This is a genomic window from Azospirillum sp. UFLA03-27 (assembly GCF_059803775.1).
On the sequence record NZ_JAUQTX010000023.1, the window covers coordinates 19,785 to 40,528 of the forward strand.

The following is a 20,744-nucleotide window of genomic DNA, read 5'->3' on the forward strand; positions in this document are numbered from 1 at the left end:
GACGGACCAAACCGCGGGCGATGCCCCGTCAACGGCTGTCCTGCCCGACGAACCGGCTTTCGAAGCGGGCGGCGTCGGCGGGGGCCAAGGCCACGTGCACATGGGCCTGCCCATCCTCGTCCCGGCGATCCAGCACCTGCCCATGCTCGTACAGCCACGCCAGGGCGCGTCCGTCCGACAGGTTGACGCTCAGCTCCAGCACCTGCCGCTCGGCCGATACGCGGCGGTCCAGAAGATCCAGCAGGTCGTCCAGCCCCTCCCCGGTCAGGGCGGACACGGCGACGGCCCGTTCCTCTCCCTCCATCATCCGCTGGTTGGCGAGGCGCATGTGGAGCGCGCCGCGGGCCGTCGCCGGCATCTGGTCGGTCTTGTTCAAAACCTCCACCACCCGCGGGTCGTTGGCGGCATCGATCCCGAGGTCGGCCAGCACAGAATCCACGTCCGCCTTCTGCGCCGCCGTGTCGGGATGCGAGACGTCGCGGACATGCAGGATCAGGTCGGCGGCCTGCACCTCCTCCAGCGTCGCGCGGAAGGCGGCGACGAGTTGGGTCGGCAATTCCGACACGAAGCCCACCGTGTCCGACAAGGCCATGGTCTTGCCGGAGGAGAGCGCGATCCGGCGCACCGTGGGGTCGAGCGTGGCGAACAGCATGTCCTCGGCGGCGACCCCAGCGCCGGACAGCCGGTTGAACAGCGTCGATTTGCCGGCGTTGGTGTAGCCGACCAGCGCCACCAGCGGCGTGCCGCCGCGCTGCCGGGCGGAGCGGTGCAGCTTGCGGGTCCGCCGCACCTCCTCCAGATCCGACTTCAGGCGGCTGATGCGCTCGGCGATCAGACGGCGGTCGAGTTCGAGCTGGCTTTCGCCGGGGCCGCCCAGGAAGCCGAAACCGCCGCGCTGCCGCTCCAGGTGGGTCCAGGACCGCACCAGCCGCGAGCGCTGGTAGGTGAGGGCCGCCAACTCGACCTGCAACTGGCCCTCGCGGGTGTGGGCGCGCTCCCCGAAGATTTCCAGGATGAGGCCGGTGCGGTCAATCACCTTGGCCATGCAGCGGCGCTCCAGATTGCGCTGCTGCACCGGGCTGAGCGGATGGTCGATCACCACCAGATCGGCGTGGAAGGCTTCCACCATGCCGCCGATCCGATCGGCGGTGCCGCGCCCGAACAGGGTGGCGGGGTCGGGGCGGGCGACGCGGATCACCTCGGCGTGCGGCACCTCCAGGCGGATGGCCTGGGCAAGCGCGATCGCTTCGGAGAGCCGCGCGTCGGGCTGGCGCGCCGCGGCGTTTCCATCGTCGGGGTGCGTGGGCAGGACCGGCAGGATAACCAGGGCGCGGCCGGCGGAGGGCGGTCCCGCCCCGTCAGGATCGTTGCCCTGGACGCTACGGGAAACGAAGGCGGCGGAACGGGGTGACGGGCGGTCGTCGGAATCAGGCATCGGGCTGGCACCGTTCCTTCTGGCGATGGGGTTGAGCGATCAAGAGTTGCAGGTCCGCAAAAAACAGCGCGCCGCTGCCGCGGTTCCAAAACCGTCCGGAATCGTGCACAAACCGGTGGCGTGTAACCTCTGGACATACTCCCATCATGTCATCCTTGGACCGCGGCGCCGCCTCACCCCATACGGTCATGCCCAACCGGTCCGCCGGCGTGCCCGGCACCGGCGTGCTGGACCGCTGGCCCTGGTGGGGGCTGTGCGCGGCGCTGGCGGCGGTGATGGTGGCGTCGGCCCTGGCGATCGGCTTCCGCACCCCTTACTGGTCGCACGCCGACCAGGATCTGGTGCTGGCCTATCACGGGCTGCTGTTCAGCGAGGGGCTGCCCCAGGAGTATTTCGACCATCCCGGCTACACCTATTTCCTGGTGATCGAGGTCTGGTACCGGCTGCTGCACGCGCTTGGCCTGATGCCGGTCATCACCCTCTCCGGCCTGCCGCCCGCCGCCGACACCGCAGCCTACAACGCGGCCTGGCAGAATTTGGTGGAGGCCGGGCGGGCTCTGTCCATCCTCGTCACCACCGGCTTCGCGCTGATCTACGCCAACCTCGTCCGCGCGCTGGTCGGCGATCGTCGGGTGGCCTTCCTGGCGGCCGTGGTGATGGCCTTCGGCATCGGCCTGTCCACCCAGGCGCGGCAGATGCGCACCGACCTGCTGTCGGCCTCCTTCGTGGTGACGGCGCTTCTTCTGGTGCTGGTCGCCATCCGCACCGCACCGGGATGGCGGCCTCTGCTGCTTCTCGGGCTGGCCGGGCTGCTGGCCGGACTGGCGGTGGTGACGAAGATCCAGGCGATCTTCCTGGCGCTGGGCATTCCGGTGATTGCGCTGGCCTTCGGGCACCGCTTCGCGGGGGAGGGCGGACGATACTGGATCGCCGCCGGGATTCTGGCTCTGGCGGCGGGCGCGGCGGCGCTGCCCGCGGTGGCCCTGATCCAGCATGGCATCGCCAGCGCCGGCCAGTCGCTCTATCCCTACCGTCCGGTCGGCGGCGGATTGTCGGGGGTCTATCAGGGGATCATCGTCGGCTGGGCCTTCCTCGGCATGGCCGTCTACGCGGCGGTGTGGCGGGTGCGCCTGTCCTACGCGGCGGCGGCCATGGCGGCGGTCGCGCTCGGGCTGGCGCTCGGCGTGCTCGCCCTGACGATCCGCCCGCATGAGCAGAACGTCATCGCCGTCGCCAACCTGATCGAGCACATGTTCGTCTTCACCACCTGGAAGCATCAGGCGGCGCTCCAGGGGCAGGAGCAGGTGCTCTCCGACGGGCTGGTGACGCTGCTGGCGAAGGGGCTATGGCGCACGCTGGCGATCCGCACCATCGTCTTACACCCCGACAACATTCCGCAGACCGTCGTGGTGGAGTGGTTCATCATCGGCGGCTGCATCGTCCTGTGGCGCCGAGGGGAGCGGGTGGCCGCGGCGCAGGCGGCGCTTCTGCTGCTGGTCGCCTGGGGTTTGGAGACGCTGTTCTCCCTGCGCGGCTTCCAGCGGGCCTACGCCGCTTACACCGACCCGTTGATGGGGCTTGCCGCGGCCTGGGTGCTGCTGTGCCTGCCCGGTCTTCTGGAGCGCACCCGGACGCGCCGCTGGATATTCGGCATGGTGGCGCTGGTGGTGGTGGTTGCCCAGGTCTGGCCCGCCATCGAGGCCATCCGCCTGCCCAACCCGGCCGGCCAATGTGGCTGGATACCCACTTATATGAAGCGGGTCGAGCCCTTCCCCTTCTGCCGCCCCGGTTGAGGCGCGGCGCGGGCGTCCCACATCATGGGGATAGGCTGACCACGAGGCTCGACCCCATGGACGACACCGCCGACACCCCCTGGAAGACCGATCCGGACGCCCCCGACGCCGCGGGGAATGCTGCGGGAGGGGGAGGCGCCGACGAACTGGATCGGCGGGTGGCCGCCGCAGCGATGCGGCTCGCCGCCGGGCAGGGCTGGCGCAACACCGGGTTGCTGGCGATCGCACGGGCGGCGGGGGTGGCGCCCGACGTCTTCTACCGCCGCTTTCCCGATCGCTCCGATGTGCTGGCCGCCGTGTCGCGGGTCGCCGACACCGCGGTTCTCGCCGACGACGCGCCAGCCGGTCCGGACGAGAGCGCCCGCGACCGGCTGTTCGACGTGATGATGCGCCGTTACGACGCTTTGCTGCCCTACCGGGACGGGTTGCGCTCGGTCGTCCGCGACCTGCGGCGGGAGCCGCTGACCGCGCTGGCCTTCTCCCGTCATTTCGGGCGGTCGATGGCCTGGATGCTGCGTGCCGCCGGGGTGGGGGCCGACCGGACCGGCGGCGCCCTGCTCGTGGCCGGGCTGGGCGCGGTGCAGGCGCGGGTCATGCGCGTCTTCTTGGAGGACGACAGCGCCGACCTATCGCGGACCATGGCGGCGCTCGATTCCGAACTGCGGCGGGCGGAACGCTGGGCTGGGGCATTACGCCGCAGATCCGGACGCGACTCCGCAACCGAATCGCCCACAGCCCCGCAGGGCGCCGTGGAACCGACCAGGGAACCAGGAAGCGCGTCCGCCGGTTGAGGTTCCGTAGGACGCAGTGTAGCCCCTGGTGCGACGCACAAGGGCGTTGACTATCTTTTTGGCAATCTGCATAGTCGCGCCACAGGTTTGCTGCGCCGCAGCACGCCGAATGAATCCTTTCGTCGGGGGTGAGAACCATGGCCAAGCAGACCGGTAACCCGTTCCTCGAATTCGATCTGTCCAAGATGCTGGGCGAATACAAGGTGCCGGGCCTGGACATCGAGTCCATCCTGGCGAGCCAGCGTAAGAACATCGAGGCGGTGACCTCCGCCAACCAACTCGCGATCGAGGGTCTGCAGGCCGTGCTGCGCCGCCAGGCCGAGATCGTCCGCTCCTCCGTCGAGGAGGCCGGCAGCTACGTGAATCAGGTCGCCGCCGCCGGCACGCCGGAAGAGAAGGCCGCCAAGCAGGCCGAACTGGTGAAGACCGCCTTCGAGAAGGCCCTGTCGAACATCAAGGAACTGGCCGAGCTGGTCGCCAAGTCCAACACCGAGGCCGCCGACGTGCTGTCCAAGCGCGTGTCGGAGAGCCTGGACGAGGTCAAGGCCGCCATCGCCAAGAAGTAAGCTCCGCTTCAGCCGGAGAGTGCCGCAAGGGGCCGCCCACCGGGGCGGCCCTTTCGCGTTTCAGCGTCGCCGCCGTCGGTGATAGCCTTGCCCGTGACGATTGACACCGTGACAAACCGCAATAGGGCAGGGACGAGACCCGTGACCATCAGTTACGACGATTTTCTGAAGGTGGACATCCGCGTCGGCACCATCACCGCGGCGGAGCCTTTTCCGGAGGCGCGCAAGCCCGCTTACAAGCTGACCATCGACTTCGGGCCGGAAATCGGGACCCGGCGCAGCTCCGCCCAGATCACGCGCCACTATACGCTCAATGAGCTGGTGGGGCGGCAGGTGCTGGGCGTGGTGAACTTCCCGCCCAAGCGCATCGGCCCTTTCACCAGCGAGGTTCTGTGTCTGGGCCTGCCCGACGCGGATGGCGAGGTGGTGCTGGTCGGACCCGGGCAGGGCGTGCCGAACGGCGGGCGGCTGTACTGAGGTCAACGAAAAGCAAAAGGGCCGGGAGGCGTTGCCGCCCCGGCCCTTTTGTTTTGGGCGAAGCCGCTTACTCGGCGCGCTCGATGGAGCCCCAGAGGTCGTATTCGTCGGCGTGCTCGATGGTCACGTCCACGATGTCGCCCGGCTTCACGTTCGTTTCGCCGTTCAGGAAGACGTTGCCGTCGATCTCCGGGGCATCGGCGTAGGAACGGCCGATGGCGCCCTCCTCGTCGACCTCGTCGATGAGGACGCCGAGCGTGAACCCGACCTTCTGCTGGAGCCGCTCGGCGCTGATCGCCTTTTGCGTTTCCATGAAGCGCTCCCAGCGCTCCTGCTTGACCTCTTCCGGCACGGCGCCGGGAAGGTCGTTGGCGGTGGCGCCCTCGACCGGCTCGTACTTGAAGCAGCCGACGCGGTCGAGCTGCGCTTCCTTCAGCCAGTCCAGCATGAACTGGAAGTCCTCCTCCGTCTCGCCGGGGAAGCCGGTGATGAAGGTGGAGCGCAGCACCAGATGCGGGCATTCCTGCCGCCACTTCCGGATGCGGTCGAGCTGCTTCTCCTGGGCCGCCGGACGGCGCATCGCCTTCAGCACGGTGGGGGAGGCGTGCTGGAACGGGATGTCCAGATAGGGGAGGATGCGGCCCTCCGCCATCAGCGGGATCACCTCGTCCACATGCGGGTAGGGGTAGACGTAGTGCAGGCGCACCCAGACGTCGAAGTTCGCCAGCTCGCGGCAGAGGTCGATGAAGCGCGCCTTCACCTTGCGCCCGTACCAGTCCTCTTCCGCGTACTTGCGGTCGACGCCGTAGGCGCTGGTGTCCTGGGAGATGACCAGCAGTTCCTTGACGCCAGCGGTCGCCAGCTTTTCTGCCTCGCGCAGGACCGAAGCGACCGGACGGCTGACCAGATCGCCGCGCAGGGACGGGATGATGCAGAAGCTGCAGCGGTTGTTGCAGCCTTCCGAGATCTTCAGATAGGCGTAGTGGCGTGGGGTCAGCCGCAGCCCTTCCGGCGGCACCAGATCGGTGAAGGGGTCGTGGACCGGCGGCACGGCATCGTGCACCGCGTTGACCACCTGCTCGTACTGGTGGGGGCCGGTGACGGCCAGCACGTCCGGATGGACCTGCCGGATCATGTCCGATTCCACGCCCATGCAGCCGGTCACGATGACCCGGCCGTTTTCCTTGATCGCCTCGCCGATGGCCTCCAGCGATTCCTTCTTGGCGGAATCGAGGAAGCCGCAGGTGTTGACCAGCACGACGTCCGCGCCGTCGTAGGACGGCGAGATCTCGTAGCCTTCGGCGCGCAGGCGCGTGAGGATGCGCTCGGAGTCGACGAGCGCTTTGGGACAGCCCAGGCTGACGATCCCCACCTTGGGGGAGGAAGCCGGGTTGGTCTTGAAACCGGGAATGGACGGGGGCGTGCTGGTCATGGCGCGCATATATAGGCGAGTCGCGGCGCAACGCCAGACAAAACGCGCGGCGCAGCCCCGACACGAGGTGGTAGGTGCCCTGCGTTGTCTCCGCACCTGTCCGGTAATCCGCACGGCGCCACAGGGGGGTGCGACACCTTGTGCTGAATGAGGTTTGAGGTCAATGTTTCGTTTACCCTCCCGATACCGTAGTGTGCGGCTCGTCGTCGGGGGTGGGGAGTCATGGACTTGCCTGCTGGGGTATGTTAGTTTGGTGTTCGTATAGTCTCTGAAACGTACAGACTCGTTGCCGGCACTTGCTGTGCAGCGCTTGTTTATTCTGGCAACTGTCGAGACCCCGCTGTCATGTCGAAAAGCCCGCCGTCCCTGGCTTCGGCGCAAGCGATTGCCGAGGTCATGATGCACATCGGCCATATCGCCGACAGCATGGGCTATACGCAGGGCTTGAAACCGTCGCAATGGACGGCGTTGCGCTACTTCGCGCGCGCCAACGACAGCCAGCGGACGGTGTCCGCCTTCGCCGACTTTCACGCGACGACCCGCGGCGCGGCGTCCCAGATGGTCGAGGTCCTGGTGACGAAGGAACTGCTGACGCGCGTCCCGGTGCCGGAGGACCGCCGCGTCGTGCAGCTTCACCCCACGGAGAAGGCGCTGGCCCTTCTCGAACACGATCCGCTGAAGGACTTCGCCGCGGTCATCGCGGCCCTGCCGGGACCGGAGCAGTTCCAACTCGCGGACCTGCTGTCGCGCGTGCTGAAGGGTTTGTTGAGCAAACGGGCCTGAACAGGAGGGGTGCTGTTGCCCCCACCCAAACCCTCCCCCGCTTCGCAGGAGAGGGAACTACCCCCCTCTCCCGCGAAGCTCTCGCACAAACCAGAGGTTTGTGCTGACGCGGCAGGCGGACATTCGGTCCGCCGAGAGCGGAGGAGCGCCGGGAAGGTGGCAAGAACGTCACCGAACTACGCGCTCCCCACGGTCGGCCCCTTCAACCGCTCGACCGCCTGGGTGACGATCTCGTGCAGGCCTTCGCCGCCCGCGCTGCTGTGCTCCAGCAGGCGCTGGCGCATGCGCGGCTCCCAGAAGGCGCGGATGTGGCCGGCGGTCTCGGCCACCGCCTCGTCCTGCGGGTAGGACTGAAAATAGCTGGCGATCTGATTCGCCATACGGACGAGTTCGCGTGTGGTGTCCATGGGTCGGCTCCCGGAAATTTGGTTTTCTTCGTCAACGGAACAGCATGACGCCGTTACCGCGCGCACGGGCGGCCAGCGTCATGCTGGCGGCGCGGGCGAGCTTCAGCGCCAGTGCCGTGGGGGCGGAAATGGTGGCGAGCATGGGGATGCCGATGGTCGCGGCCTTCTGGACCAGCTCGAAGCTGCAACGGCTGCTCATCACCGCGAAGCCGTCGGACGGGTCGATCCCCGCACGGGCCAGCGCGCCGGCCAGCTTGTCGAGGGCGTTGTGCCGCCCGACGTCTTCCCGCGCCATCACGATGCGCCCCTCCGGCCCGGCCCAGGCCGCGGCGTGCAGGGACTTGTTGGCGCGGTTCATCGGCTGATGGTCGGGCAGGGCGGTGAACGCGGCGGCCACCGCCTCCACCGACGGGGTGAAGCCCGCCGTCACCCGCGGCGGCTCGCGCACCGCGTTGGCGAGGCTGTCAATCCCGCACAGGCCGCAGCCGCTCCGCCCCTCCATGGAACGGCGGCGGAGCGAGCCGCGCAGAAGACGCAACGGGTCGGCCTCGATGGACAGGACGATGCCGTCCTCCACCGGGCGGACGGCAATGCGGTCGATGTCGGCGGCGCTGCCGACGATTTCCTCGCACAGGCTGAAGCCCAGCGCGAAGTCCTCCAGATCGGCGGGCGTCGCCATCATCACGGCGTGGGAGCGTCCGTTGTATTCGAACGCCACCGGAGTCTCCTCGGCGACCAGCCACGTCACGTTTGCCTGATTCGCCGCCTGATCGGCGGTTTCCGGAAAGCCGGTGCCGCTGGCCGGCAGGGAATGGGCGTGGGTGAGCATGGCCGGTCCTCCGCTGCGCGTTGCCGCTTTACTCCGCCGCCACTTCCACCAGATCGCCGCGGCGGATCTGCCAGTCGGACGGGTGGTTGCTCAGCGTCACCTGCACCGCGGTTACCTTGTATTCGGGGCAGTTGGTGGCCCAATCCGAATTCTCGGTCGTGACCACGTTGGCGCCCGTCACCGGGTGGTGGAAGGTGGTGTAGACCACCCCCTGCGGCATCCGGTCGGAGATGCGCGCCCGCAGCGTGGTGGCGCCGACGCGACTGGCGATGGAGACCAGATCGCCGTCGCGGATGCCCCGCTCCTCGGCGTCGTGGGCGTGGACCTCAAGGATGTCTTCCGGATGCCACGCCACGTTGGCGGTGCGGCGGGTCTGGGCGCCGACGTTGTAATGGCTGAGGATGCGGCCCGTCGTCAGGATCAGCGGGTAGAAGCGGGAGGCCCGCTCTTCCGTCGGCACATACTCGGTGATCATGAAGCGGCCCCGGGACGCCTTGCCCTCGCGGACGAAGCCGTCGGCGTGCATGATCGGGGTGCCGACCGAGTCCTCGTCGGTGCACGGCCATTGCACGCTGCCCACCCGGTCCAGCTTCGCGAAGCTGACGCCAGAGAAGCTCGGGGTCAGGCGGGCGATCTCGTCCATGATCTGCGCGCTGGTCCGGTAGTACATGGGATAGCCCATGGCGGTGGCCAGATCGCAGACGACCTCCCATTCCTGTTTGCCGGTCTTGGATGGCATCACCGGGCGGACGCGGTTGATGCGGCGCTCGGCGTTGGTGAAGGTGCCGTCCTTCTCCAGGAAGGAGGTGCCGGGCAGGAAGACGTGGGCGAAGGCCGCGGTCTCGTTCAGGAACAGGTCCTGCACCACGACGATCTCCATGGCCCGCAGGGCGGCGAACACATGCTGGGTGTTCGGGTCGGACTGGGCGATGTCCTCGCCCTGGACGAACAGGCCCATGAAGGTGCCGTCCACCGCGGAGTCGAACATGTTGGGGATGCGCAGGCCCGGCTCGGGGTCGAGCGCGGCGTTCCACACCTCCTCGAACTGCTGGCGGACCACGTCGTCGGAGACGTGGCGGTAGCCGGTCAGCTCGTGCGGGAAGGAGCCCATGTCGCAGGAGCCCTGGACGTTGTTCTGGCCGCGCAGCGGGTTCACGCCGACGCCGTCACGCCCGATGTTGCCGGTCGCCATGGCGAGATTCGCCATGCCCATCACGGCGGTCGAGCCCTGGCTGTGCTCGGTCACGCCCAGGCCGTAATAGATGGCCGCGTTGCCGCCGGTGGCGTAGAGCCGGGCCGCCGCGCGCATCTCCGCCGCCGGGATGCCGGTGTACTGCTCGGTGTTCTCCGGGGAGTGGCGCGGGTCGCGGACGAAGGCTTCCCAACGGGCGAACTCCATCGGGTCGCACCGCTCGGCCACGAAATTGCGGTCGACCAGCTCCTCGGTCACGATCACATGGGCCAGCGCGTTCATTGCGGCGACGTTGGTGCCGGGACGGAGCTGGAGGTGGTGCGTGGCCGAGACGTGCGGGCTGCGCACGAGGTCGATGCGGCGCGGGTCGATGACGATCAGCTTGGCGCCCTGGCGCAGCCGCTTCTTCATGCGCGAGCCGAAGACCGGGTGGCCGTCCGTCGGGTTGGCGCCGATGACCAGGATCACGTCCGACTTGTCGACGCTTCGGAAGTCCTGCGTGCCGGCAGACGTGCCGAAGGTCTGCTTCAGGCCGTAGCCGGTCGGGGAGTGGCAGACACGGGCGCAGGTGTCGACGTTGTTGTTGCCGAAGGCGGCGCGGATCATCTTCTGGACGACATACACCTCCTCGTTCGTGCAACGGGACGAGGTGATGCCGCCGATGGAGCCGCGGCCATACTTCTGCTGGACCGCGCGCAGACGGGTGGCGGCGTAAGAGATCGCCTCCTCCCAGGACACGACGCGCCACGGATCGTCGATGCTCTCGCGGATCATCGGCTGCGTCTGGCGGTCGGCGTGGGTGGCGTAGCCCCAGGCGAAGCGGCCCTTGACGCAGGAATGGCCCTCGTTGGCGCCGCCATCCTTGTGGGGGACCATGCGGACCACTGTGGTGCCCTTCATCTCCGCCTTGAAGGAGCAGCCGACGCCGCAATAGGCGCAGGTGGTGATGACGCTGTGCTCCGGCTGGCCCAGCTCGATCAGCGACTTCTCGGTCAGGGTGGCGGTCGGGCAGGCCTGGACGCAGGCGCCGCAGGACACGCACTCGCTGTCCATGAACTGTTCGAGCGCGCCCGGCGACACCTTGCTGTCGAAGCCGCGCCCGTCGATGGTCAGGGCGAAGGTGCCCTGGACCTCGCCGCAGGCCCGCACGCAGCGCGAGCAGACGATGCACTTGGACGGGTCGAAGGTGAAGTAGGGGTTGCTCTCGTCCTTCACGGCGGCGCGGTGGTTCTCACCCTCGTAGCCGTAGCGGACGTTGCGCAGGCCGACCGCGCCGGCCATGTCCTGAAGCTCGCAATTGCCGTTGGTCGGGCAGGTCAGGCAGTCCAGCGGGTGGTCGGAGATGTACAGCTCCATCACGCCGCGGCGCAGCCGGCCCAGACGCTCGTTCTGGGTGTGCACCTTCATGCCCGGGGCGACCGGCGTGGTGCAGGAGGCCGGCGTGCCGCGCCGTCCCTCGATCTCCACCATGCACAGGCGGCAGGAGCCATAGGCGTCCAGCATGTCGGTGGCGCACAGCTTCGGCACGGTGATGCCGGCTTCCATCGCCGCGCGCATCACCGAGGTGCCTTCCGGCACGGTCACCGTGCGGCCGTCGATGTCCAGCGTCACCATGGTGGCGGACTCGCGGGCCGGGGTGCCGTAATCGATGTCTTGGATGGACATGGGGTCTGGTCCTTTCCGCTCACTCGGCCGCGACAGCCGCGGGGCTGCGGGTGAAATCCTCGGGGAAGTGCTTCAGGGCGCTGCGCACCGGGATCGGCGTCATGCCGCCCATGGCGCAGAGCGAGCCGTCGGTCATGACCTCGCACAGGTCGTTGAGCAGTGTGATGTTCGCCGCAACCTTCTCGCCGGCGATGATGTGGTCCATCACCTCGACGCCGCGCACCGCGCCGATGCGGCAGGGGGTACACTTGCCGCAGGATTCGGCGGCGCAGAACTCCATGGCGAAGCGGGCCTGTTTGGCCATGTCCACGCTGTCGTCGAAGACGACGATGCCGCCGTGGCCGACCATCGCCTCGACCGCCGCGAAGGCCTCGTAATCCTTCGGCAGCTCGAACAGCGAGGGCGGCAGGTAGGCGCCGAGCGGGCCGCCGGCCTGCACCGCGCGGATCGGGCGCCCGGTGATGGTGCCGCCGCCGAACTCGTAGAGCAGCTCGTGCAGGGTGACGCCGAAGGCCTTCTCGACGATGCCGCCGTGCTTGATGTTGCCGGCGAGTTGGAAGGCCAGCGTGCCGCGCGACCGGCCGACGCCGAAGTCGCGGTAGTGGTTGGCGCCCTTGTCCAGGATGATCGGGACCGAGGTCAGCGACAGCACGTTGTTGACGACGGTCGGTTTGCCGAAGAGGCCCTCCAGCGCCGGCAGCGGCGGCTTGGCCCGGACCGTGCCGCGCTTGCCCTCCAGGCTTTCCAGCATGGAGGTCTCCTCGCCGCAGATGTAGGCGCCGGCCCCGACGCGGACGTCGAGGTGGAAGCGGTGGGCGGTGCCGTGGATCTCGTCGCCCAGCCACTTCTCGTCATAGGCCAGCCGGATCGCTTCGCGCATGGTCGCGACGGCGTGCGGGTACTCGGAGCGGATGTAGATGTAGCCTTCGGTGGCGCCCACCGCGATGGCGGCGATGGTCATGCCCTCGATCAGGCAGAAGGGGTCGCCTTCCATGATCATGCGGTCGGCGAAGGTGCCGCTGTCGCCCTCGTCGGCGTTGCAGCAGATGTACTTCTGGTCCGCCTTGGCGTTCAGCACCGTGTTCCACTTGATGCCGGTCGGGAAGCCGGCGCCGCCGCGGCCGCGCAGGCCGGATTCGGTGACCTCGGTGACGATCTCCGCCGGGGTCATGGCGAGCGCCCGCTCCAGCCCGCGGAAGCCGCCGTGCAGCCGGTAATCCTCGACCGACAGCGGGTCGATGATGCCGCAGCGGGCGAAGGTCAGCCGCTCCTGCTTGGCGAAATAGGGGATCTTCTCAGTCAGGCCGTGGGCCAGCGCGTGGTCGGCGCCTTCGAGGAAGCCGGCGTCGAACAGGCCGGCCACGTCCTCGGCCATCACCGGGCCGTAGGCGACGCGGCCCTCGGGCGTCTCCACCTCGACCAGAGTCTCCAGCCACAGCATGCCGCGGGAGCCGTTGCGGACGATGCGCAGCGGGATGCCACGCTTGGTGGCCTCGGCGCGGATGGCGGCGGCGGTCTCGTCGGCGCCCACCGACAGAGCGGCGGCGTCGCGCGGCACGTACACCGTGTGCAGGGGCTCGCTCATCGCGCGGCCTCCGTGGCCAGGGTGGAGGCGGTGATGGCGTCGAAGCGGGCCGGGCTGACCCGGCCGTGCAGCGTCTCGTCCACCATCACGGCGGGGGCCAGGGCGCAGTTGCCCAGGCAGAAGACCGGTTCCAGCGAGAAGGCGTCGTCGGCGGTGGTCTCGTGGAAGTCCACCTTCAGGCGGCGGCGGATGTGGTCGATCAGCCCGTCGGCGTTCATCGACTGGCAGGCCTCGGCCCGGCAGACCTTGATCGTGTGGCGGCCCGGACGGCTGCGGCGGAATTCGTGGTAGAAGGACACCACCCCGTGCACGTCGGCGCGCGACAGGTTCAGCTCACGCGCTAGCAGCGGGATGGCCTCCTCGTCGATGCAGCCGAATTCTTCTTGCAGAGCGTGCAGCATCGGCAGCAAGGCCCCGCGCAGGTGACGGTTGGCGGCGATCACCGCCGTGGCGCGGTCCTCGCTCCATGGAGATCGGGCGTTCATGGTCTCCTCCCCCGCGCCCGCCTGGATCGGCGGCGCTTCGTTGGTGTCTTGTCCGTCAGCGTTACGGACATTGGGGGAGGCGCGCAAATTTGATTTTCTGATGCGGTGATAGGGTTTGGCTATCACCACACGAGCAGAACGGTTATGCCATTGAGATCATAGCCCTTTTTGGAGGCCCCAGGGGGATAGCGCCTCGTCGGTCAAGGCGCGTACGCGCTCGGCGAGGCCCGGTTCCGCGGCAACGGCGGCCAGCGCCTTGGCGAGCGGGGCGGGCGGTTCGCGGTCGGCGTAGACGAGTCCGACAGCGTAGGTGAGGTCCGGCTCGGTCAGCGGCAGAGCCACCAGATCGGGGTGGAGCGCGACCAGGGTGAGGAGCTGGCTCGGCACCACGCTGGCGGCCAGACCGCTGCGCACGATGGTGTAGATGGTGACGATGGAGTTCGTCTCCATCAGCGGAACCACCGTCCGGTCGGCCATGCGGAAAGCGGTGTCGGCGATGCGCCGGTTCTGCATGTCCGGGGTGAGCAGGCACAACGGCAGCTTCGCCGCGTCCGCCCAGCGGATGCTGGTGGTGCCCTCCCGGACCTGACGGCGCTGCGCCAGCAGGAAGTAGCGCTCCGAGAACAGCGGAACGGTGCGGACGTTGCTCAGCGGCTCGTTGTCGAGATAGGTGACGGCGGCGTCCAGCTCGAACCCGTCGAGGTCGCGCTGGATGTCCCGCGAGCTGAGCGAGCGCACGCTGGAGCGGATCTGCGGGTAACGTTCGGCGAAGCGGGCCAGCACATGGGGGACGGCGGGCAGGGCGGTCGGGATGGCGCCGATGCGCAGATGGCCGGACAGGCCCTGGCCCAGCGCCGTCAGCTCCTGATAGAGCCCGTCCCGCTCCGCGACGATGCGGCGGGCGTATTCGAGCACCTTCAGCCCCTCCGGCGTGAAGCCGGAAAATTTCTGCCCGCGCTCGACGATGGGCACGCGCAGCTCGTCCTCGAGCTGGCGGATGGCGTTGGACAGCGTCGGCTGGGAGACGTGGCAGGCCTCCGCCGCCCGGCCGAAATGCTGCTCGCGCGCCAGGGCCAGCAGATAGACGAATTTGCGGAACACAGTCCCCTCCCGCGCGTGATGGGCCGGTGCCCGCTCGGCGCCCGCTTCCAGGCGTCGCGCACGTTATGCCGAATCGGGCACACCGCCGGCAAGGGCGGAGACACTTCCCCTCCTATGCGCTTCTGCGCTTTCAGTCCCCCGGTTGCGGCGCGGCGGCGTGGGTGGAGCGCATCAGCGTTCCACGCTCGGTCAGCAAAACCGTCAGCAACGCCAGCACGCCCAGCACGGTGAAGCCGATGGTCAGCGGGCGCACGGTGCCGTCGAAGGACTGGCCGACGATCCAGCCGACCACCGCCGCCATGCCGGTGCTGAAGAAGCCGACGAAGGACGACCCCATGCCCGCCACATGGCCCAGCGGCTCCATCGCCATCGCGTTGAAGTTCGGGGCGATCAGACCGAAGCAGAAGAAGATTGCCGCCATGAACAGGCCGAGGCCGAGCAGCGGCGGATGCTCGGGAAAGCCGAGCAGCGCCATGGCGACGCCGGTCAGCGTGTAGCCGATCAGGGCGACGTGCGACACCCGGTGCATGCCGACCCGCCCGACCAGCCGCGCGTTGACCAACGAGGCCAGGGCCATCACGCCGGCGATGGCGCCGAAGGCCACCGGGAACATGGCCCCCAGCCCATAGACATCCACGAAAATCTGCTGGGCGCTGCCGACGTAACTCAGCAGTCCGCCGAACAGCAGACCCATGGCCGCGGTGTAGCCGACCGTCGCGCGCGTCGTCATCACCTTGTGGAAGGCGTGGCCGAGCGCCGCGGGGGACAGCGGCATCCGGTCCTCCGCCGCGCGGGTTTCCGCCAGCCGCAGCATCGACCAGGCGAAGGCGGCCACGGCCGCCAGGAACAGCGCGCCGAACACCCACGGCCACGTGCCGAGATGCAGGATTCCCTCGCCCAGCGCCGGGGCGATGATCGGCACGATGATGAAGATCATCATGACAAAGGACATCACCCGCGCCATGTCGCGCCCGACAAAGCGGTCGCGCACGATGGCGATGGCGACGACGCGCGGGGCGGCGGCGCCGAAGCCCTGCAACGCGCGGGCGGCCAGCAGCGCCGTGAAGCTGGGAGCGAAGACCGCGCCCAACGACCCGATGGCGAAGATCACCAGACCGGCCGCCAGCACCGGCTTGCGCCCGAACCGGTCGGACAGCGGCCCATGGAAGGGTTGCCCGACCGCGAAGCCCAGCATGTAGGCGGTGATGACGAACTGCCGGTCGTTCTCCCGCACCACCCCGAAGGAGCTGGCGATGTCCGGCAAGGCGACCAGCATGATGTCGATGGACAGCGCCGTCAGCGCCATCAAAAGGGCCATGAGCGCGACGAATTCACCGAAGCGAATGTCGCCGCTCCGGCCGGCGGAAGCGGAATGGGGCATGGATTCAGGCATTGCGCCACTGTGCCGCGCGCCTGTCTGCGCGGCAAATCGAATTCCCGCAGGCCGGCCATCGATATTTGGTCATCGACAATTCAAGGCTGTGCCAGCTTGCCGTCCTGTGCGCTGCACATTACCACCTTTTGTAGTGTACCCAAACTTCATTTGATGGTTTCAAGAATTTCAAGCGGTTCATGCTGAAAATAGTGATAGACGGGCGGATTCTGTGGGAGTCGCCTGAGTGTCTGTCTATAGTGGGTGCCCTCAACAGTTTGTGAAAACCGGGTATGCGCCTTCGTCTCCCTTTTGTGGCGCTGCTGGCGCTTCTTCCGCTCGTCGCCTTTGCGGTGGCCGCGATCATGCTGGTCGACCGCCAGCAGGAGCGGTCGGTCGAGGAACTGATCCGCCATGCCACCGACGCGGCGGTGCGGACGGTGGACGGGCGCGTCCTCATGACGCGCAGCGCGCTCGAAATCATGTCCTCGGCCCGTTCGCTGGACATCGGCGACCGCGCCGTTTGGAGAGAGCGGTCGGAACGTGCGTTGCGCCAGCGTCCGGATTGGGTCGCCCTGGAGGTGCGCGACCGCCAGGGTGAGGTCAACCTGCTCCACCGGCCACAGGAGCCGGTCGCCGACGCCATCGATCATGCGGCCCGATCGGCCCAGACGGACCGTGTGTTCCGGTCGGGAGAGGTCTGGATCAGCGGCATCATAACCGACCCCGCCGGCAAGGTGGAGCCGGTCTTCGCGGTCAGTGTGCCGGTTTGGGGCGTGGGCGAGGTGCGGCTGGTCCTGACTGCCTATGTGCGGGCGTGGTCCCTGCGTCAGGTCCTGGTCGATCAGGTGGCGACGCCGGATTGGATCGTCGCGCTTCTCGACCGCGATGGGCGCTTCATCGCCCGGACGAGGTCCGAAACGGCCTTCGACCCGGCGGTCGGAAAGCCGGCGCACGAGTCTCTTGCCCAGGCGCTGAAGACCGGCGACGAGTTTTTCCTGTCCCGTACCCAGCAGGGGCAGGAGGTCCTGTCGGCGAAGGCCGGCTCCGTGGCGGCGCCCGGCTGGCTCCTGGCCCTCGGCACGCCGGCCGAGCCGATCCAGGCGGCAGCGCGGCGCACGGTCTACGCGGTCGCCGGCGGCGGGCTGGGCGCGCTGGCGGTGGCGGCGCTGGTCGCCTGGGCCCTTGCCCGCTCCCATGACCGGCAGGAGGAGGCGGAGCGGCGCGCGCGGGTGGCGGAAGCCGCGGCGGAAGCCGACCGGCGATCCCACGCCATTTTGGAAAGCACGACGGACGGCGTCTACGAGGTCGACCGGTCCTGGCGCATCGTCTACATGAACGGGCGCGCGCGTGGCCTGATGGGCGGCAGCAGCGACCTGACCGGACAGCGGCTGTGGGAGGCCTTTCCCGACGCCATGGGAACGGTGCTGTGGGACCGCCTGCACGTCGCCATGAGGGATCGCCATCCCGACGAGTTCGAGGCTTACTTCGCGCCGCTCGGCGTCTGGCTCTTCCTGCGGGTTTTCCCATCGTCCGCCGGGTTGGCCATCTATTTCCAGGACATCAGCAAGCGCCTTCTCGCCGAGCGGGCGCTGGAACGCGCGGTGGAGCAGGCGAACCAGATCCTGGAGAGCATCGGCGACGCCTTCTACGCCATCGACCGCGATTGGCGGATCACCTACGTGAACAAGCGCGCCCAGGAAATGTTCGAGCGTCCGCGCGACGACCTCGTCGGCCGATGCCTGCTGGACCTGTTTCCCGAAGTCGCGGGCAACACCATCATCCGCAGTTTCGAGGCCGCCATGGCCGACCAGCAGCCGCGCGAGTTCGAGGCGCTGTCCGGCATCTTCCAGCGCTGGACCATGTTCAACGTCTACCCGCAGGTTGGCGGCGGCCTGTCCATCTACTTCCGCGACGTGTCGGCTCACCGTGCCGCCGAGGCGGCTCTGCGCGCCAGCGAGCACCGCTACCGCACGCTCCTGGAAGCGCTGCCGCAGATGGTCTGGACCTGCCGGGCGGATGGCAGCTGCGACTTCCTCAGCCAGCAATGGCTGTCCTACACCGGTCAGCGACTGGAGGAGGCACAGGGTTTCGGCTGGTCGGAGGCCGTTCATCCCGACGACGGAAAGCGCCTTCTCATGGTCTGGATGCAGGCGGTCGAACAGCGGACGATTTTCGACACCGAGGCGCGCATCCGCAGCGCCGCCGGCACCTACCGCTGGTTCAAGAAGCGTGCCCTGCCGATCACCGACCCGGAAACCGGGGAGGAGCGCTGGTTCGGCACCTCCACCGACATCACCGACATCTTCGAGGCACGCGACGCCATGCAGGCCGCCAAGGAGGAGGCGGAGCAGGTCGGACTGCGGTTCCGCACGCTGGCCGACTCCATCCCGCAACTCGCCTGGATGGCCCGCCCGGACGGGCGCATCTTCTGGTACAACCAGCGCTGGTGTGATTACACGGGCGTCGAGAATGCGGATGCCGCCTCGGGTCCGCTGTGGGATGGAATCCTTCCCGCCGACCACGCCGAACGCGTGACGGCCAGTCTTCAGCGGTCCTTCCGGACGGGGGAAGCCTGGGAAGACACCTTTCCCATGGCCGGACGGGACGGCGCCTTCCGCTGGTTCCTGTCGCGGGCGTTGCCGGTGCGCGATTCCGACGGCGCCATCGTGCTGTGGTTCGGCACGAACACCGACGTGACCGACCGTCTGGAGACCGAAGACGCCCTGCGCCGCGCCAAGGAGGAGGCGGAGCGGGCCGCCCTGTCGAAGTCCAAGTTCCTCGCCTCCGCCAGCCACGACCTCCGCCAGCCGATGCAGTCGCTGTTCCTCTTCTCCGGCGCGCTGCACGGCCATGTCCAGGGCGAGAAGGGGATGAAGGCGTTGCGCCATCTGGAAAGTGGGCTGGACGCGCTGAAGGGGTTGCTGGACAGCCTGCTCGACGTGTCGCGCCTGGACGCCGGGGTGGTCAAGCCGACGCTGGAGGATTTTCCGGTGGCGCTCCTGCTCGACCACATCGCGGCGGGCTACGCCCCGGTGGCACGCGGCAAGGGGCTCGACTGGACGATGGAGGGATGTCCGCTCAACATCCGTTCCGACCGCGTGCTGTTGGGCCGAATGATCCGCAACCTCGTGGAAAACGCCATCCGCTACACGGAGCAGGGCAGCATCGCCATCACCTGCACGGTCGCCGGTGGACGGATGCGGATAATGGTCGCCGACACCGGCATCGGCATATCGGGCGAGCATCTGCCCCGAATCTTCGAGGAGTTCCATCAGGTCGGCAACCCGGAGCGCGACCGCAGCCAGGGGCTTGGGCTGGGCCTCGCCATCGTTCAGCGCATCGGGCAGCTTCTGGACCATCCGGTGACCGTTTGCTCCACGCCCGGCGCGGGGTCGGTCTTCACCATCGAGGTGCCGCTGGGCGAGACCTCGAAGCCTGTGGAGCCGATGGGGGCCGCGCTTGCCGCGTCGGCGAGCGGCGATGAGCGGCTGGCCATGGTCGTTGACGATGATGCCATCGTGCTGCTGGGCCTTCAGGCCATCCTGCGTGAATGGGGGTACGAGGTGCTGATCGCCGGGTCGGGGGAGCAGGCGGTGGACAAGCTGCGCTTGGTCAGTCGCAAGCCCGACATCATCATCGCCGACTACCGCCTGCGCGAAGGCAAGGTCGGCACCGACGCCATCCTCGACATCCGTCGGCTGTTCGACGCCGAGATCCCGGCGATCATCGTGACCGGGGAAACCGGTCCGGAGTGCCAGCGCGACGCCGTGCGCCACGGCTTCGGCCTGATGCACAAGCCGGTGACCCCGCGCCAGCTCGCCGGGGCCATGGAGCGTTCCCTGCAACCGGCGGAGTGAGGCCGGCGGAGTGAGCTGAATAGGCTGCGGCGGTCAGTCGCCGCCGCCGCCCATCGCGGGCGGGCTTGGGGGAAGGCGGCGTCGGGTCTCGCGGTGCAGGATGTAGAGTCCGCTGACCGCCACCACGGCGGCCCCCGACACCATGTGCAGGGTCGGCATCTCGTTCCACAGCAGCCAGCCGAACAGCACGGCCCACAGCAGCGCGGCGTAGTTGAAGGGCGCCACCACGGCCGCCGGGGCCAGCGAATAGGCCCGAGTCAGGAAAAGCTGGGCGCCGCCGCCCAGGACGCCGGTGGCCGACAGCAGGGCGAAATCGGTCAGGCTGCGCGGGGTGACCCACACGAAGGGCATGACCAGCGCCAGGATCAGGGTGGTGATCGCCGTGAAGTAGAAGACGATGGTGTTGGCGCGCTCGGTCTTGCTGAGCTGGCGAATCGCCACCATCGCGAAGGACTGGCAGAAGGCGGCGCCAAGGGCGACCAGCGCGCCCAGGTGCGTCAGCATCTCGCCCGACGGCTGGACCATGATGAGAACACCGACGAAGCCGACCAGCACCGCGCTCCACCGGTGGATGCCGACCTTTTCGCCGAGCAGCGGCACCGACAGGGCGGTGAGGAACAGCGGGGCCGAGAAGTTCAGAGCCACCGCGTCACCCAGCGGCAACAGGTTGAAGGACCAGAAGGTCAGCGACATCGCCGTCAGTCCGACGACCGAGCGCCAGACATGACCCATCGGCCGTTCGGTGCGCAGATTGCTGATCCACCCGCCCTGCAACGAGATGACCACCGCAACCGGGATCAACGCCATGGCGTTGCGGAAGAAGGTCACCTCGATGACGGGATACGTTTCCGAGAGCAGCTTCACCAGCACATTCATCACGGAGAACAGGAGCACCGACCCGAGCATCATGACGATGCCGAGCGGGATGTTCCTGTCTCTTATACACATCTCCGAGCCCACGAGACTATAAC

The 20,744-nt window shown here is 68.2% G+C and carries 16 protein-coding genes; 6 read left to right on the plus strand and 10 right to left on the minus strand.

Annotated elements, in window-relative coordinates:
• Positions 1–28: 28 nt before the first annotated feature.
• Positions 29–1,435, minus strand: a complete 1,407-nt coding sequence (gene hflX / locus Q4I23_RS05765) for a GTPase HflX (RefSeq protein WP_454016149.1) — start codon at positions 1,433–1,435, stop codon at positions 29–31.
• 146 nt (positions 1,436–1,581) lie between these two features.
• Between hflX and Q4I23_RS05770 the strand changes: the two genes are divergently transcribed.
• From Q4I23_RS05770 to Q4I23_RS05785, 4 genes are all read left to right on the plus strand, one after another.
• On the plus strand, positions 1,582–3,228 hold the full coding sequence (locus Q4I23_RS05770) for a hypothetical protein (protein WP_498525566.1): 1,647 nt from the start codon (positions 1,582–1,584) through the stop codon (positions 3,226–3,228).
• A 56-nt stretch (positions 3,229–3,284) separates the two neighbouring features.
• On the plus strand, positions 3,285–4,019 hold the full coding sequence (locus tag Q4I23_RS05775; RefSeq protein ID WP_454016151.1) for a TetR family transcriptional regulator: 735 nt from the start codon (positions 3,285–3,287) through the stop codon (positions 4,017–4,019).
• A 137-nt stretch (positions 4,020–4,156) separates the two neighbouring features.
• Complete coding sequence (locus Q4I23_RS05780) at positions 4,157–4,585, plus strand: phasin family protein (RefSeq protein WP_498525567.1); 429 nt, start codon at positions 4,157–4,159, stop codon at positions 4,583–4,585.
• A gap of 141 nt (positions 4,586–4,726) precedes the next feature.
• The gene (locus tag Q4I23_RS05785) at positions 4,727–5,062 is read left to right on the plus strand and encodes a tRNA-binding protein (RefSeq protein ID WP_454016152.1); all 336 of its coding nucleotides are present in this window, start codon (positions 4,727–4,729) and stop codon (positions 5,060–5,062) included.
• A 67-nt stretch (positions 5,063–5,129) separates the two neighbouring features.
• On the opposite strand, the gene rimO is transcribed toward Q4I23_RS05785, so the two are convergent.
• Positions 5,130–6,494, minus strand: coding sequence for a 30S ribosomal protein S12 methylthiotransferase RimO (gene rimO / locus Q4I23_RS05790; protein WP_237906086.1), 1,365 nt, complete (start codon positions 6,492–6,494; stop codon positions 5,130–5,132).
• Positions 6,495–6,839: 345 nt separating this feature from the next.
• On the opposite strand from rimO, the gene Q4I23_RS05795 reads away from it, so the two are divergent.
• A complete protein-coding gene (locus tag Q4I23_RS05795; protein WP_498525568.1) occupies positions 6,840–7,277 on the plus strand; it encodes a MarR family winged helix-turn-helix transcriptional regulator in 438 nt (145 codons plus the stop codon).
• A 176-nt stretch (positions 7,278–7,453) separates the two neighbouring features.
• Here the strand turns inward: Q4I23_RS05795 and Q4I23_RS05800 are convergent, their stop codons facing one another.
• From Q4I23_RS05800 to Q4I23_RS05830, 7 genes are all read right to left on the minus strand, one after another.
• The gene (locus Q4I23_RS05800) at positions 7,454–7,684 is read right to left on the minus strand and encodes a formate dehydrogenase subunit delta (RefSeq protein WP_454016625.1); all 231 of its coding nucleotides are present in this window, start codon (positions 7,682–7,684) and stop codon (positions 7,454–7,456) included.
• 31 nt (positions 7,685–7,715) lie between these two features.
• Positions 7,716–8,513, minus strand: a complete 798-nt coding sequence (gene fdhD / locus Q4I23_RS05805) for a formate dehydrogenase accessory sulfurtransferase FdhD (RefSeq protein WP_498525569.1) — start codon at positions 8,511–8,513, stop codon at positions 7,716–7,718.
• Positions 8,514–8,541: 28 nt separating this feature from the next.
• Positions 8,542–11,370 (minus strand): formate dehydrogenase subunit alpha, encoded by a 2,829-nt coding sequence (fdhF, locus tag Q4I23_RS05810; RefSeq protein ID WP_498525570.1) that lies wholly within the window; start codon positions 11,368–11,370, stop codon positions 8,542–8,544.
• 19 nt (positions 11,371–11,389) lie between these two features.
• Positions 11,390–12,955, minus strand: a complete 1,566-nt coding sequence (locus tag Q4I23_RS05815) for a formate dehydrogenase beta subunit (RefSeq protein WP_498525571.1) — start codon at positions 12,953–12,955, stop codon at positions 11,390–11,392.
• On the minus strand, positions 12,952–13,440 hold the full coding sequence (locus Q4I23_RS05820) for a formate dehydrogenase subunit gamma (protein ID WP_109069533.1): 489 nt from the start codon (positions 13,438–13,440) through the stop codon (positions 12,952–12,954). The genes Q4I23_RS05815 and Q4I23_RS05820 overlap by 4 nt, the downstream gene beginning before the upstream one ends.
• Before the next feature lie 156 nt (positions 13,441–13,596).
• Positions 13,597–14,541 (minus strand): LysR family transcriptional regulator, encoded by a 945-nt coding sequence (locus tag Q4I23_RS05825; RefSeq protein WP_498525572.1) that lies wholly within the window; start codon positions 14,539–14,541, stop codon positions 13,597–13,599.
• Positions 14,542–14,671: 130 nt separating this feature from the next.
• Positions 14,672–15,859 (minus strand): multidrug effflux MFS transporter, encoded by a 1,188-nt coding sequence (locus Q4I23_RS05830; protein WP_498525573.1) that lies wholly within the window; start codon positions 15,857–15,859, stop codon positions 14,672–14,674.
• 347 nt (positions 15,860–16,206) lie between these two features.
• Between Q4I23_RS05830 and Q4I23_RS05835 the strand changes: the two genes are divergently transcribed.
• Positions 16,207–19,773, plus strand: coding sequence for a PAS domain-containing protein (locus tag Q4I23_RS05835; protein ID WP_498525574.1), 3,567 nt, complete (start codon positions 16,207–16,209; stop codon positions 19,771–19,773).
• A gap of 33 nt (positions 19,774–19,806) precedes the next feature.
• Here the strand turns inward: Q4I23_RS05835 and Q4I23_RS05840 are convergent, their stop codons facing one another.
• Positions 19,807–20,721 carry a DMT family transporter gene (locus tag Q4I23_RS05840; RefSeq protein WP_498525575.1) on the minus strand — a complete coding sequence of 305 codons (915 nt, stop codon included), beginning with the start codon at positions 20,719–20,721 and terminating at the stop codon, positions 19,807–19,809.
• Between the last annotated feature and the right edge of the window lie 23 nt (positions 20,722–20,744).

Bases quoted from the DNA above. Each gene is read 5' to 3' on its own strand.
- hflX (WP_454016149.1), bottom strand. From the start codon at position 1,435: ATGCCTGATTCCGACGACCGCCCGTCACCCCGTTCCGCCGCCTTCGTT.
- Q4I23_RS05770 (WP_498525566.1), top strand. From the start codon at position 1,582: ATGTCATCCTTGGACCGCGGCGCCGCCTCACCCCATACGGTCATGCCC.
- Q4I23_RS05775 (WP_454016151.1), top strand. From the start codon at position 3,285: ATGGACGACACCGCCGACACCCCCTGGAAGACCGATCCGGACGCCCCC.
- Q4I23_RS05780 (WP_498525567.1), top strand. From the start codon at position 4,157: ATGGCCAAGCAGACCGGTAACCCGTTCCTCGAATTCGATCTGTCCAAG.
- rimO (WP_237906086.1), bottom strand. From the start codon at position 6,494: ATGACCAGCACGCCCCCGTCCATTCCCGGTTTCAAGACCAACCCGGCT.
- Q4I23_RS05795 (WP_498525568.1), top strand. From the start codon at position 6,840: ATGTCGAAAAGCCCGCCGTCCCTGGCTTCGGCGCAAGCGATTGCCGAG.
- Q4I23_RS05800 (WP_454016625.1), bottom strand. From the start codon at position 7,684: ATGGACACCACACGCGAACTCGTCCGTATGGCGAATCAGATCGCCAGC.
- fdhD (WP_498525569.1), bottom strand. From the start codon at position 8,513: ATGCTCACCCACGCCCATTCCCTGCCGGCCAGCGGCACCGGCTTTCCG.
- fdhF (WP_498525570.1), bottom strand. From the start codon at position 11,370: ATGTCCATCCAAGACATCGATTACGGCACCCCGGCCCGCGAGTCCGCC.
- Q4I23_RS05815 (WP_498525571.1), bottom strand. From the start codon at position 12,955: ATGAGCGAGCCCCTGCACACGGTGTACGTGCCGCGCGACGCCGCCGCT.
- Q4I23_RS05820 (WP_109069533.1), bottom strand. From the start codon at position 13,440: ATGAACGCCCGATCTCCATGGAGCGAGGACCGCGCCACGGCGGTGATC.
- Q4I23_RS05830 (WP_498525573.1), bottom strand. From the start codon at position 15,859: ATGGCCCTTTTGATGGCGCTGACGGCGCTGTCCATCGACATCATGCTG.
- Q4I23_RS05835 (WP_498525574.1), top strand. From the start codon at position 16,207: ATGCGCCTTCGTCTCCCTTTTGTGGCGCTGCTGGCGCTTCTTCCGCTC.
- Q4I23_RS05840 (WP_498525575.1), bottom strand. From the start codon at position 20,721: ATGTGTATAAGAGACAGGAACATCCCGCTCGGCATCGTCATGATGCTC.